Source organism: Phenylobacterium zucineum HLK1 (genome assembly GCF_000017265.1).
Lineage (GTDB): Bacteria > Pseudomonadota > Alphaproteobacteria > Caulobacterales > Caulobacteraceae > Phenylobacterium > Phenylobacterium zucineum.
On sequence record NC_011144.1, the window covers coordinates 3,122,822 to 3,135,339 of the forward strand.

Here is a 12,518-nt window from a genome sequence, read left to right on the forward strand (position 1 = left end):
CCGTCTGCAGGCCGACGCCCTTCGCTAGGTCTCGGCCTCGCCCAGCCTCACCGGACGCACCCCGGTCCGCAGCGCCGCCCAGGCGCTGTGGACCAGGACCGCGAGACCGCCGGCCGCCATCGCCGCGTTCAGCGGCAGGGCCGCGGGCGAGGCGCTGCGCAGGACCGCGAAGTGGACCAGCGGCAGCAGGATCAGCGACAGGCCGAACGCGGTGCGCGCGCCGGCCGACCAGGCGGACTGCGGGGCGTCCGACAGCCTCGCTCCCGCCGCAGCGCCCGCGGCGATAAGCACGAGCAAGGCCCAGAACACGGCCACCGGGCTCCACCCGAACGCCAGGTGCGCCGCCGCCGCCGCCGGCAGGGCGGCCGGCATGCCCCAGACGAACACGGTCCAGACGCGGTGCAGCGCCGGGTGCGGCTTGCCCTTCTCGGCCGACTTCACCAGCCAGATGTCGAGGCCGGTGGCGCAGATGACGCACAGTCCGACGCCCAGCACGAAGTAGGCGAGCTTGACGGGAAGCCCGCCGAACGAGCCGAAGTGCAGCGGGTAGAGACTGGCGTAGGCCTGCTCCCCTACCGATCCCGAATCGAGGCCCTTGCGCGAGTGCAGCCGCCCTTCGGGATCGAAGCGGAAGATTTCCCCATAGGCCGTGCTCTGCGGCATGGCCGCGGTGATCTCCAGATGCTCGTCGGGCTGGCCGGCCTTGTGCAGCACGACCCAGTACGGCCGCGCCTCGGGCGCCTTGGCCTCCATCTCGGCCAGGGCGCGCACGACCGCGCCGTCGGCGACCGGGCGCCCGCCGGTGATCGCCTGGGTCTCTGCGCCGCCGCCGAAGATGGGCTCGAAGACCTTCTCGAAGTCGCCGCCCTCGAAGGTCAGGGCCAGCGCGAAGCCCACCACCTGGGCCAGGCCGATCGCGGCGCCGGTCAGGGCGATGACCAGGTGGAACGGCGCGGCCCAGACGCCCAGCCGGTTATGGACGTCGGTCAGCGCCAGGCGCCGGCCGCCGCGGGCCCGCACCAGGAAGGCGTCCTTCAGGATCCGCGGATGGGCCAGCAGCCCGCCCACGATCAGGGCCACCAGCCCCGCGCCCAGCAGCCCCACCAGCAGCAGGCCCAGCCCGCCGGGAAGGTGCAGCTGGTAGTGCAGCTCGACGAGGAAGTGAGTGATGGGATGGCCGGCGTCGCCCACCGCCCGCCCGGCGGCGTCGTAGGCCACCGTCGTCTCGCCCCAGGCGGCGGACAGGCGCGGGACCTCCGGCGTCGGCAGGATGACGAAGAGGTCCTCGAACAGCGGGTCGCGGCCGGTGTCCGCCAGCATGCGGGCGCGGCCGTCCTCGACGACCCTGGCGATGGTCTCCGGCTCAGGCTGCGTCATCTCGGGCAGCGCGGGTCTCTCCCAGCGCTCGAGCTCCTGGTAGAAGACGGCCGCCGTCCCCGAGACGCAGACCAGGTACATCAGCGCCGCAAGCCACAGGCCCAGCACCTTGTGGCCGGCGAGCTGATCCTTGACGAAAGCCGGGCTGATCTTCGGCCAGATGGGGCGTGCGTCGGACATGGGTCAGGCTCCGGTCAGGCGGACGGCGAACGCCACCCCCGCGCAGGCCAGCGCGGCGGCGGCGACGATGGCGGAGACCCGCCAGGGGCGGCGGGCGGCGAGGATCGCCACCAGCGCCGCGGCCAAGGCCAGGGGCGCGGCGAAAGCGGCCCCCAGCAGCTTGTCGGCCGGGCCGCCCGGGCCCGCCGCGCGCCAGGCCAGCGCCGCGGCAAGACCCAGCGCAGGGGCGGCGAGCAGCGAGCCGGCGGCGCGGGCCGCGGTGCGCGCGGCGAAGCCGGCCGGGCGGCCGGGCGGCTCGCGCGTTTCGATCCTTGGCGGCCGCGGCGCCCAGCCGGGGGCGAAGACCGGCGCCAGGACGATCGGCAGGACGAGGCCCATCACGACCAGCGCCGCGACCGACAGGCCCCAGACCGGCCGGCCCGCAGCCGCGAACAGCGCCAGGCCTGCGCCGACCAGCGCCCATCCGCCCGCGACGGCGTAACGGCCGGGGCCGCTGGCGACCGGCCCCTCCCGCCAGGCCCTGCGAAGCAGCAGGAGGCCCGCCAGCGCCGCACCTGTCCCGAGGAGAGGGATCGCCCATCCGCCCATGCCGCCACACACCCGATCTGCGAACGCTTGTGAGAATTATTAGCAACTGGCTACATCACACCGGTCCGCGATGCAAACGCCGGCGAGCCCTCGCGGAGACGAACGCGATCTCAGTGGCGGACGGCGCCGCCGCGGCGGATGCAGGTGTGGGAGGAAGTGGCTGGGGAACTAGGACTCGAACCTAGAATAACGGTACCAAAAACCGCTGTGTTACCATTACACCATTCCCCAGCAGGAACGGCGCTGAGGGCCCTGCCCTCGCGGAGGCGGTGAGATAGCGCAGCGGACTTCCGGATGCAACGCCTCTCACTGAGGCTTTTCCGCTTCTTGCGGCGACGAAAACGCTCCTCTATAAGGCGCCCTCCTCGAGATCGGAGTGTGGCTCAGTCTGGTAGAGCACCGCGTTCGGGACGCGGGGGTCGCAGGTTCAAATCCTGCCACTCCGACCATCTCCTCTCCCTGGACCAGACAGGGAAAATTCCTCGTGCAGACCGGGGCGACGCCCCCAACGAGCGTTCCGGCCGGTCGGCTCAATGCGTCAGGCGACGACGCCGGCCTCCAGAACGGTCAGCTTGCAGGCGCCCGCGTCCACCTGCGCGCGGACGCCGAGCGGCAACGTGAGCTGTTCGTCCGTGTGACCGATGGCCAAGCCGCTGAACACCGGGACGCCGAGATCGCCCAGTACATGATCGAACACTTCGTTCAGTCCATACGGAGTGACCTCCGAAGCCCCGTCTGAACGAGCGCAAGCGCCGGCCACGACGCCCGTGATTCCCTTGAACTTGCCCGCGTGCTTCAGCGTCAGGAGCATCCGGGCGATGGAATAGGGGGACTCGTCGACATCCTCGAAGAAGAAGATGGCGCCGCGGGTGTCGATCTCCCAGGGCGTGCCCATGCCGGCGAGAATCATCGCGAGATTGCCGCCGACCAGCGACCCCTCCGCGACCCCGGACGAGATGGTCCGCAGCGGATAGGTCGGCCGCAGTGGATTGGCCTCGCCCGGGTTCCGCAGCTCGCCCAGCGGCGCGGCGCTGCAAACGGCGCGGTGAAGGGCTTCGAGCGAGTAGGCCGGGAAGCGGCCAAGCGCGGGCATCCGGCCATGGAAGGTCACCAGTCCGGTCCGCCGTTGAATGGCCAGCTGGAGCAGAGTGAGGTCGCTGAAGCCCAGGAAGACCTTCGGGTGGCGGTCGATGAGATCGTAGTCGACGTGCGCCACGATCTCGCTGACGCCGTATCCGCCGCGCGCGCAGAATACGCCCTTGATAGACGGATCGGCGAATGCGCCGTGGAGCTCGTCCAGCCGGTGGCGCATCGAGCCCCGCAGGTCGCGGGGCCGGGCCAGGAAGTCATGCGCAACGACCGGGATGAGCCCCAGCCCCTTGATGACGGCCTCGGCTCGCTGCACGGCGGCTGGGTCGTGGACAGCGGTGCTGGGATTCACCAGAGCCACGCGATCGCCCGATCGCAGGACCGTCGGCTTCACGAGACGCCCGCGTGGCCGCGCCAGGCTGGGCGTCGCTTGGCTGGGCGTCGCCAGGCCCGCGGCGGCGGCGGCCATCAGAAACGCGCGTCTGTCCATGGCGAATCCCCCTGTCCCGGCCGCAGAGACAATTGGACTGCGGCGGTCGGAGCAAGAGCAATGGCCGGCGCGCGACGCCGCCGCTCCGGTCGGACGGTCGTCAGCGACGGCGGTGCGCGCACCCCCGCTAGGCGAGCGCTCAAATGTGTGCGACAGCCCGGCTGGCGATCCAGATTTCGCCGGAATTCGGTAGCGGCATGAAGCAGTTCCTGATCACGGCGGCGGGCGTGTTCGCCGGTCTGATGATCTTCCTCGTCGGCGTGCCCCTGATCCTCGTCTCGCTGGCGCTGGGGGCGACCACCACGCCCGTGCCCTCGCGCGCGGTGCTGGAGCTCGACCTCCGGAACAACCTGACGGACCAAGCGCCGCAGAGCCCCCTCGCCGGCTTCGGCCGCGGCTCGGTGGCGGTGATGACCATCGTCGAGACCCTGCGGCGCGCCGAGACCGACAGCCATGTGAAGGGCCTGCTGGTGCGCCTTCCCGAAGGCGGGATGGAGCCGGGCATGGCCGACGAGATCCGTCAGGCGCTGAAGCGCTTCCGGGCTAGCGGCAAGCCGGTGATCGCCCACAGCCAGGGCCTCTACCCCGGCGGCGTGGTGACCTCGACCTACATGGTGGGCGCCGCTTCGGGCGAGCTGTGGATGCAGCCGGGCGCCTCGCTGCAGGTGACCGGCCTGGCCACCGAGGACCTGTTCCTGAAGCGCTTCTTCGACAAGTACGGGGTCACGCCCCAGTACGAGCAGCGGCAGGAGTACAAGAACGCGGTCAACACCTTCCTCTACAGCGACTACACGCCCGAGCACCGCGAGGCGACGCTGTCGTGGATGACCTCGGTCTACGGCGCGGGCCTGGCCGCCGCGGCCGCCGATCGCAAGACCGACGCGGCCGCGCTGCAAAGGACTCTCGAGGCCGGCCCTTACGTCGCCGAGGACGCCCTGCGGCTGAAGCTCATCGACCGCGTGGGCCAGGTGCGGGAGGCCGAACAGGCCCTGCTCGCGAAGGCGGGCGACAACGCCGAGATGGTGGAGTTCCGCGACTATGCGGGCGGCCGCACCGAGCGCCGCGCGCGCGGTTCGGACTCCATCGCGCTGATCGAGGCCGAGGGCCCGATCCTGACCGGCCGCGACGAGGGCGCGAGCCCGTTCGTCAGCAACGCCGCCATCTACTCCGACGACCTGGCCGACGCCATCCAGCGGGCTACGCGCGCCAAGAGCGTCAAGGCCATCGTGCTGCGGGTGAATTCCCCGGGTGGCTCGGACACCGCCTCCGAACAGATCCTCGACGCGGTGCGGGCGGCCAAGGCCAAGGGCAAGCCGGTGGTGGTTTCGATGAGCTCCTACGCCGCCTCGGGCGGCTACTGGATCGCCTCGGAAGCCTCGGCGATCGTCGCCCAGCCCACGACCCTGACCGGCTCGATCGGCGTGTTCGGCGGCAAGTTCGCCCTGGGCGACGCCCTGGCCCGCTTCGGCGTCGACGTGCGACAGACCGACGTCGGCGGCCCCTACACGGGCGCCTTCAACCTGGCCGAGCCTTTCACGGCGCCCCAGCGCGCGGCCTTCTCGCGCTGGATGGACCGGATCTACGCCAACTTCCTCGAGCGGGTCGCCCGCGGCCGCAACCTGCCGCCCGAACGGGTCGCCGAGATCGCCCGGGGCCGGGTCTGGACCGGCGCCCAGGCGCGCGAGCTGGGGCTGGTGGACGAGCTGGGCGGCTTCTACCAGGCGGTCGAGCGGGCGAAGGCTCTGGCCGGCCTGGAGGGCGAGGTGCAGATCCGCCGCATGACCCCAATGGAGAGCCCGCTGGAGGCCCTGGAGCGCGCCATGGGCGTCTCGGCCGCCTCGGTGCGGACCCTGGCCGCGGCCGCCTGGGTGTTCGGCGATCCCCGCGCCGAGGGGCTCCTCGACCGGGCGGTCGAGGCCCGCCTGCGGTCCGAGGGCGCGACGGTGCTCGCGCCGACCCCGATCCGCTAGGACCGCGGCGATGGCGGGGGCCGGCGACCATCGGCAAGCCTACGACCTGCTCGCGCGGGGCGACGTCGAGGGGGCGCTGAGGCTCACCGCCGCCCTCCTCGCCCAACCTGTTCCAACCGCCGGGGCCTACGCCGCCCGCGCGGCCGTGCTCAAGGCCGCGGGACGGCCGCAGGAGGCGCTGAAGGTCAACCGCGAGGCGGTGGCGCGATACCCGCAGAGCGGCGCCACCTGGCACAACCTGGCCGCCACCCTGGGCGACCTCGGCCACGCCGACGAGGCGGCCCGGGCCGCCCGCCAGGCGATCGGGCTGGGCATCGCCGCGCCGGAGACGCGCCTGGTCCTGGCCCGGGCGCTGCAGGCCGAGCAGCAGTTCGACGAGGCCGAGCAGGCCTTCGCCGAGGCCCTGCGCCTGCGGCCCGACTACGTGGACGCCAACAACGAGCTCGCCCAGCTCATGTGGATGCGGACCGGCGACCGCGACACCGCCCTGAAGCCCCTGGAACGGGCCGTTGCGTCCGCGCCCGGCCACCCCGGACTCGCCTACGCCCTGGCCATGGCGCAGGAGTTCACCGGCCAGAAAGAGGCGGCGCGGGCCACGGCCGAGCAGGCCCTGGCCCGCTCGCCGCAGGACCGCCGGCTGCTGAGCCTCGCCGTCGAGCTCTCCTGCAAGCTGGGCGACGCCGCCGCCGCGGTGCGCTGGGCGGCCCAGGCGCAGGGCGAGGGTCCGGTCGCCAAGGCCCTGCAGGCCCAGGCCCAGCTCGCCGCTGGCGACGGGTTCGCGGCCGCCGCGGCGGCCGAGGCGGCGGTGCGCCAGCAGCCGACCGACCAGTACTCCATCGCCCTCCTGGCGACCGCATGGCGCATGACGGGCGATCCCCGCTATCGCGAGGTCTACGCCTACGACCGGCTCGTCGCCGCCTACGATATCGTCGATCCGGACACCGCGGATGGCGCGGCCTTCCTGGAGGCGCTGCGGGGGTCTCTGCGCAAGCTGCACCGCTACACCACCCATCCGTTCGGCCAGTCCGTGCGCCAGGGCAGCCAGGCGACCCTGCGCCTCGACGGCACGCATGAGCCGCCCATCGAGCGCCTGCTGGGGCTGCTGCGTGAGGCGGTGGACCGGCGTGCGCGCGAGGTGGGAAGCGGCCCCGGCATGTTCGAGCGTCGCAACACCGGCTCGGCGGAGTTCTCGGGCGCCTGGTCGATCCGGCTGATGGGCGCGCAGGGCCACCACGCCGACCATATCCACCCCATGGGCTGGATCTCGTCGGCCTTCTACGTCTCGGTCCCCGACGACGTGCGGGACGAGACGGCCAGACCCGGCTGGATCAAGTTCGGCGAGCCCGGGGTCGCCACGGCCCAGCCCATGGCGGCGGAGCGGTTCGTGCAGCCGAGGCCTGGGCGCCTCGTGCTGTTCCCGTCCTACATGTGGCACGGCACCGTGCCCTACGCGTCGGCCGCCGAGCGGATGACCGTCGCCTTCGACGCCCTGCCCCGGCCAGCCTGAGCCTTCGCGGCGCAGCGGCGGACGCCGCCGCCGCTCTTGACGATCACCCAAAGAAAAAGGGCGGCGACCGAAGTCGCCGCCCTCGTCCTTAGGCTTTTGCCCGGACCTTAGAAGTCCGCGCGGATACCCACGAACAGGTACCGGCCCAGAGCGTCGTAGGTCTGGGGATAGGTGTTCCCGTTACAGGGGCCGGAGGGGCAGTTCGACTGGCTGACCAGCGGCGGCTCGTTGTCGAACACGTTGTTCACGCCGAAGCGGAGCGTCATGTTCTCGCGGACCGCCCAGGTGCCGGCGATGTCGAAGTAGTTCTTGTCCGTCAGCTTGTCGTCGCGCCAGGTCTCGGTAGCCGCCTCGTCGAAGACGAAGCGGTCGGACTTGACGCTGGAGACGTAGCGCCAGGTCGTGGACAGCTCGAAGTCCCACGGCGTGCGCCAGGTGGCGCGCAGCTTGTGGCGCCATTCCGGCATCGGCGCCGAAGCCGGCGTGCCCGAGCTGGTGCAGGTGCCGCCGTAGTAGCCGGCGCAGTCGTAGGGCTCGTCGCCCGGCAGCGTGGTCACCGCGTACTTGTCGAGGTAGCTGCCCTGGAAGTTGAACGACAGGCCGCCGAACTGGTCGAGGCCGCTCGTCATGCCGAAGTCGCCGAAGTCGAAGCGGTAGTTGGCTTCGACGTCCACGCCTTCGACTTCCAGCTTACCGGTGTTGAAGGTGGTGTCGACGATGTAGCCGTTCTGCGACAGCCACAGCGAGCCGGTGCCCGGCGCGCGCTGGATCAGGCCGCAGTAGAAGGAGTCGCCGGTCTCGAGGCAGCGCTCGAGGGTGACGTCCTGGCCGATCTGACCGATCCGGTCCTTCAGCGAGATGTTGAACCAGTCGACCGACAGCGAGAAGCCCGGCATGAACGTCGGGGTCAGCACCACGCCCACCGAGTAGGTGTCCGAGGTTTCCGGATCGAGGTCCGGGTTACCGCCGGTCTGGCCGTTGTACTGCTCGGCCGAGTTGGCGGCGATGTTGCCGTACTGGGCCGCGGTGACGCCGGTGCGGGCGCACTGCTCGAACGTGGCGTCCGGGGTCGTGCCTTCGCAGGGGTCGATCGAGCCGTTCAGCACCACGTTCGCCGTCGAGAAGAGCTCGACGATGTTCGGGGCGCGGACGGCGCGGTTGTAGCTGGCGCGGAAGCGCAGGTCCGAGTTCGGCGACCAGTCACCCGCGATCTTGTAGGTGTCGGTCGAGAAGCCCAGCGAGTAGTCCGACCAGCGGTAGCCGAGTTCCATCGACAGGTTCTGGAAGAACGGCTGGTCCTGGACGAGCGGGATCCGGGCTTCGCCGAACAGCTCGTACAGGTCGTAGGCGCCTTCCGACGGCAGGGTCGCGCCGCCCTGGCCGGCGAGGTCGCCGGTCTGGTAGGCGATGTCCGTGTTCAGCTTCAGGCGCTCGCGGCGGTACTCGGTGCCGACCGCGATGCCGACGCCGTCAGCGGCCCACGGGGCCTTGACGCCGTACTGGCCGAGGTCGCCCGTGATCGAGCCCGACACCACGGTCTGCTCGTAGGTGCCGTTCTGGAAGCCGGGGGTCTGCAGGTAGTCGATGGACGCCTGCGAGGGACCGGCGATCGAGAAGATGTCGTACGGACGGCAGGCCGCGTCGACGTTGTTGCCGGCCAGCGACGGGACGGCAGAGCGGCAGGCCGGGAGGCCGGTCGCCGGGTCGACCACCACGTCCATCGCCTTGGCGGCGCGGGACAGCGAGAAGTCGTTGAAGTAGATGTTCTGGTACTCGACGACGCCGTACTGGGCGAACACGTCGTACATGAACCCGCTGCCGATCTCGCCGCGCATGCCGAGCACGCCGCGGTAGTCGGTGTGGCGCAGGTCGGAGACCCGGCCGCCGCCTTCGGCGTTACGACGCAGCACCGCCACCGAGGCCTGCTGGCCGGGGGTGATCGGGTCGGCGTCGGTGTTCACGCCGATGGTGTTCGGGAAGTTGGCGTCGTCGGGCAGCTGGTCGATGGTGGGGGCGCAGAACGCCTCGGCCATCGCCGCCGTCAGGAACGGGTTGCCTTCGCAGTTGATGTTCATGTTCTGGCCGAAGATGCCCGAGGGGGCGATCTGGGCGGCCGTGTGGTCGTCCATGAACATCAGCTGGGCGTAGAACTCAGCGTGCTCGTTGAACTCGTAGTTCGCGAACGCGCCCATGGTGTAGCGCGTGTCCGGACGCTGGTAGTAGTTGTACGGCGCGAAGTTGAACGCATCGCGCGAGCCGACGTAGTCGCGGAAGCCGCGGCCGCCGGGGGCCGCCGGATCGATCGTGACGTCGTTGTCGCCGCCGCCGCCGCCGCTGATGAAGCGGGCCGGCGAGGTCGTGCCCGAACCCGAGCAGGTGAAGCCCGACGGGTCGCTGGTCGAACGGGCCAGCGTACAGGCCGAGTAGTCACGGTTGTTCTGCGTGACGGCCTGGACGTTCCGGTAGCCGACGTAGGCGGTGATGTTGCCGCGGTCGTCGGGCGAGTTGATGCCGACCACCAGGTTCAGGTCGGTGACGCCGCCGTCCCAGACGTCCTTTTCCGGGATGGCGAAGGCCGCCGGGTTCAGGGCCGTCGAGCCGCGGCGGCGCAGCAGGTCCTGGATGCGGTCGTTCTCGTTGGTGTGCTGGTACCCCGAGTACTGCGCGTCGAGACGCACGCCCTCGAAGTTCTTCTGCATGATGAAGTTCACCACGCCGGCCACGGCGTCGGCGCCGTACACGGCCGAGGCGCCGCCGGTGACGACTTCCACGCGCTCGACGAGGGCGGCGGGAATGAAGTTCAGGTCAGGAGCGGTGTTGGTGGCGCCGGCGGCCGGGGTGCCCGGCTGGAGGCGGCGGCCGTCGATCAGCACCAGGGTGCGGTTGGCGCCGAGGGCGCGCAGGTCGACGGTGGCCGTGCCGGTGGCGCCGTTCGCGTAGGACGAGCCCTGCGCGGCGAACACCTGGGGCAGCTGGTTCACCAGGTCTTCGGTCCGGGTGATGCCGCGGGTCGCGATGTCGGCGGCGCCGACGACGGTGACCGGGCTGGCGCTGGTCAGGTTCGGCTGCGGAATACGCGAGCCGGTGACCACGACTTCCGAGACTTCCTGAGCCGAGGCTTGCGTGGCGGACAGCCCCAGGAGGGCGGCGCCGCAAATCATCGAAGACGCCAGAAGGCGCTCCCGCATGGACTTCATTTTCAAGGTCTGGATCCTCCAGCGGTCCGCCCCGGAAGGCAGCCGCTCCCCACAAAAGAGATCGGTCCCGAAAGCGGGTCCGCTTCCGGTTACGGCCGAGTTACGAGCGTCGGGGAGCAGTGGTCAACGATCAACAGCGTCCGGTAATGCAGCGGGCGCCAACCTGTCGCATTCTGGTCACAGATTGTGCGAGGCGCCCGCCAGCGCGCACAATTGTTGCCGGCCGAGGCCGTGAAAAGGCGCATTTGCGCCACATCCATCCTGGCGCTTGAATGCGGCCACCGCCCGAATCCCCTCCCGAATCCCCCTGCCTCGCGAGCCGTCCATGAGCCTCCTGCGCCCCGCCCTTGCCGCCGCCGTCCTCGCCGCCTGCGCCTCGAGCGCGGTCGCCCAGCCCAAGTCGGAGACGCGCGCAGCCCTGGTCCAGACGCTGTCCGACTGCCGCAAGGTCGCCGACGATTCGGCGCGGCTCGCCTGCTACGACGCCGCGGCCGCCGCCCTGGAGCAGGCCGAGGCCAAGGGCGACATCGTCGTGGTCGACCGCGATCAGGCGCGCTCGGTGCGCCGCCAGGCGTTCGGCTTCAGCCTGCCTTCCCTGTCGGTGTTCGAGCGCGGCGAGGAGAAGGAGGAGCTCGACACCATCGAGAGCCGCATCGCCCAGGTCGGTCGCGCCGGGACCGGCAAGTGGATCCTCAGGCTCGAGGAGGGCGGGACCTGGACCCAGGTCGACGCCCAGGAGCTGACGCTCTACCCCAAGACCGGCCAGAGCGTGAAGATCCGCAAGGCCACCCTCGGCAGCTTCCTCGCCAGCGTCGAGGGCCGCCGGGCCTTCCGCGTGCGCCGGACCGAGTAGCCGTCAGCCGGCGTAGAAGCGGTTGCGCGCGCTCATCAGCGCCGCGACCAAGTCGCGCTCGCCCGGCTCCAGGAACGGATTCCAGACGTCGAAGATCAGGATGACGCGGAGCTTGTCGGCGTCGTTCCAGGCCTCGTGTTCGATGGTGTCGTCGAACACCCAGGCCTCGCCCATCTTCCACTCCCGGATCTCATTGCCGACGCGGAAGCGGGCCGGCCCCGGCAGGATCAGCGGCAGGTGGGTCAGGAGCCGGGTGTTGGTCGAGCCGGTGTGCGGCGGAATCCGCGTGTGCGCGTCCAGGGCCGAGAACATCGCCGTCGGCGCGAACTGCGGCTGGTGGGCCATGGGCAGGCGCTCGAGCAGGGCCGCGGTCCTGGGGCAGCTCTCGCAGACCGCGTCCTGCCGCTCGCCGTCCTTCCAGAGGAACAGCGAGCTCCAGCGCGGCGAGTGGTTCAGCTCCTCGAACTGGTTCGCCGGCACGTCGGGCGGGAAGGCGATGTAGGGCGAAAAATCGCTCATCCGCCCCGCCAGCACGCCCTGCAGCTCCTCCAGGATCATCGGGGTCGCCGCCTCGAGCTCGGGCAGCCAGGGGAAGAGCTCGCGCGGATAGAACGGAACCGCGGGCAGGCGCGGATAGTGGAGCAGCAGGGGCTCGTGATTGTAGACCCGCTTGCGTCCCGCATAGATGCCGATGGCCTCGTCGAGGCGCGCCCGAGCCAGCTCGGACCCCGCTGATTCGACCGGACCCATGTTGGCCCGCAGGAAGGCCTCGAGCTCGGCCTGGACCCGTTCGACCACCTCGCGCGCCCGGGCCACGGGGGCGGCGAGCTGCGGCGCGAGCTTGTCGTCGGGCGGCGCGAGCTTCAGGGCGTTCTGATAGACCCGGGCCGCCAGCCGCTCGCCCGAGAGCTTTTCCACCAGCGCGCCCTTCGAGAGCAGGGCCAGGAAGTTGTAGGGATCGACCGCGAGGGCGGCGTCCAGCGCCTCGATGGCCGCCGGGTAGGCGCCGGACATCCGCAGGGCCAGCGCCCGCTGCATCTTGATGTTGGGATCGTGCGGGCTGGCCTGTTCGGCGAGGCCGATCGCCGCCAGGGCGCCGGCCGTGTCGCCGCGCCGCATCGCCGCCGCCGCGTCGGCCAGGTGCTGCTCGGGAGAAGTCTGCAAGGGAATCGCCATCGGCTGCTGCTGGAAGGGATGGCGTGGCGCGAACCGTCGCCCTTGGAATTGAAGCCGATCAAAGTCGGTCCGCCGACCGGCGGGGCGTTGC

General features: G+C 71.0%; 8 protein-coding genes and 2 tRNA genes. 4 read left to right on the forward strand and 6 right to left on the reverse strand.

The window, feature by feature from the left end:
- Positions 1-24 precede the first annotated feature (24 nt).
- From PHZ_RS15100 to PHZ_RS15110, 3 genes are all read right to left on the reverse strand, one after another.
- Entirely contained in the window at positions 25-1,557 is a 1,533-nt protein-coding gene (locus PHZ_RS15100) for a PepSY-associated TM helix domain-containing protein (RefSeq protein WP_012523273.1), read from the reverse strand.
- 3 nt (positions 1,558-1,560) lie between these two features.
- Positions 1,561-2,145, reverse strand: coding sequence for a hypothetical protein (locus tag PHZ_RS15105; RefSeq protein ID WP_012523274.1), 585 nt, complete (start codon positions 2,143-2,145; stop codon positions 1,561-1,563).
- Between the two features lie 157 nt (positions 2,146-2,302).
- A tRNA-Gln gene (locus tag PHZ_RS15110) sits at positions 2,303-2,376 on the reverse strand.
- A gap of 141 nt (positions 2,377-2,517) precedes the next feature.
- On the opposite strand from PHZ_RS15110, the gene PHZ_RS15115 reads away from it, so the two are divergent.
- Positions 2,518-2,594 (forward strand) — tRNA-Pro (locus PHZ_RS15115).
- Positions 2,595-2,683: 89 nt separating this feature from the next.
- On the opposite strand, the gene PHZ_RS15120 is transcribed toward PHZ_RS15115, so the two are convergent.
- Positions 2,684-3,724, reverse strand: a complete 1,041-nt coding sequence (locus PHZ_RS15120; RefSeq protein ID WP_201765256.1) for a S66 peptidase family protein — start codon at positions 3,722-3,724, stop codon at positions 2,684-2,686.
- Between the two features lie 197 nt (positions 3,725-3,921).
- Here PHZ_RS15120 and sppA point away from each other — a divergent pair, with 197 nt between their 5' ends.
- Together sppA and PHZ_RS15130 are read left to right on the forward strand one after the other, a co-directional pair.
- Entirely contained in the window at positions 3,922-5,694 is a 1,773-nt protein-coding gene (gene sppA / locus PHZ_RS15125; protein ID WP_012523276.1) for a signal peptide peptidase SppA, read from the forward strand.
- Between the two features lie 10 nt (positions 5,695-5,704).
- Positions 5,705-7,201, forward strand: a complete 1,497-nt coding sequence (locus PHZ_RS15130) for a putative 2OG-Fe(II) oxygenase (RefSeq protein ID WP_012523277.1) — start codon at positions 5,705-5,707, stop codon at positions 7,199-7,201.
- A gap of 107 nt (positions 7,202-7,308) precedes the next feature.
- Here the strand turns inward: PHZ_RS15130 and PHZ_RS15135 are convergent, their stop codons facing one another.
- Complete coding sequence (locus PHZ_RS15135; protein WP_201765258.1) at positions 7,309-10,389, reverse strand: TonB-dependent receptor plug domain-containing protein; 3,081 nt, start codon at positions 10,387-10,389, stop codon at positions 7,309-7,311.
- A 334-nt stretch (positions 10,390-10,723) separates the two neighbouring features.
- On the opposite strand from PHZ_RS15135, the gene PHZ_RS15140 reads away from it, so the two are divergent.
- On the forward strand, positions 10,724-11,251 hold the full coding sequence (locus PHZ_RS15140; RefSeq protein ID WP_041373593.1) for a hypothetical protein: 528 nt from the start codon (positions 10,724-10,726) through the stop codon (positions 11,249-11,251).
- Between the two features lie 3 nt (positions 11,252-11,254).
- On the opposite strand, the gene PHZ_RS15145 is transcribed toward PHZ_RS15140, so the two are convergent.
- Positions 11,255-12,427, reverse strand: coding sequence for an aspartyl/asparaginyl beta-hydroxylase domain-containing protein (locus tag PHZ_RS15145; RefSeq protein ID WP_012523280.1), 1,173 nt, complete (start codon positions 12,425-12,427; stop codon positions 11,255-11,257).
- Positions 12,428-12,518: the final 91 nt, after the last annotated feature.

Excerpts from the sequence above, each read along its gene's own strand:
- PHZ_RS15100 (WP_012523273.1), bottom strand. The coding sequence starts at position 1,557 with ATGTCCGACGCACGCCCCATCTGGCCGAAGATCAGCCCGGCTTTCGTC.
- PHZ_RS15105 (WP_012523274.1), bottom strand. The coding sequence starts at position 2,145 with ATGGGCGGATGGGCGATCCCTCTCCTCGGGACAGGTGCGGCGCTGGCG.
- PHZ_RS15120 (WP_201765256.1), bottom strand. The coding sequence starts at position 3,724 with ATGGACAGACGCGCGTTTCTGATGGCCGCCGCCGCCGCGGGCCTGGCG.
- sppA (WP_012523276.1), top strand. The coding sequence starts at position 3,922 with ATGAAGCAGTTCCTGATCACGGCGGCGGGCGTGTTCGCCGGTCTGATG.
- PHZ_RS15130 (WP_012523277.1), top strand. The coding sequence starts at position 5,705 with ATGGCGGGGGCCGGCGACCATCGGCAAGCCTACGACCTGCTCGCGCGG.
- PHZ_RS15135 (WP_201765258.1), bottom strand. The coding sequence starts at position 10,389 with ATGCGGGAGCGCCTTCTGGCGTCTTCGATGATTTGCGGCGCCGCCCTC.
- PHZ_RS15140 (WP_041373593.1), top strand. The coding sequence starts at position 10,724 with ATGAGCCTCCTGCGCCCCGCCCTTGCCGCCGCCGTCCTCGCCGCCTGC.
- PHZ_RS15145 (WP_012523280.1), bottom strand. The coding sequence starts at position 12,427 with ATGGCGATTCCCTTGCAGACTTCTCCCGAGCAGCACCTGGCCGACGCG.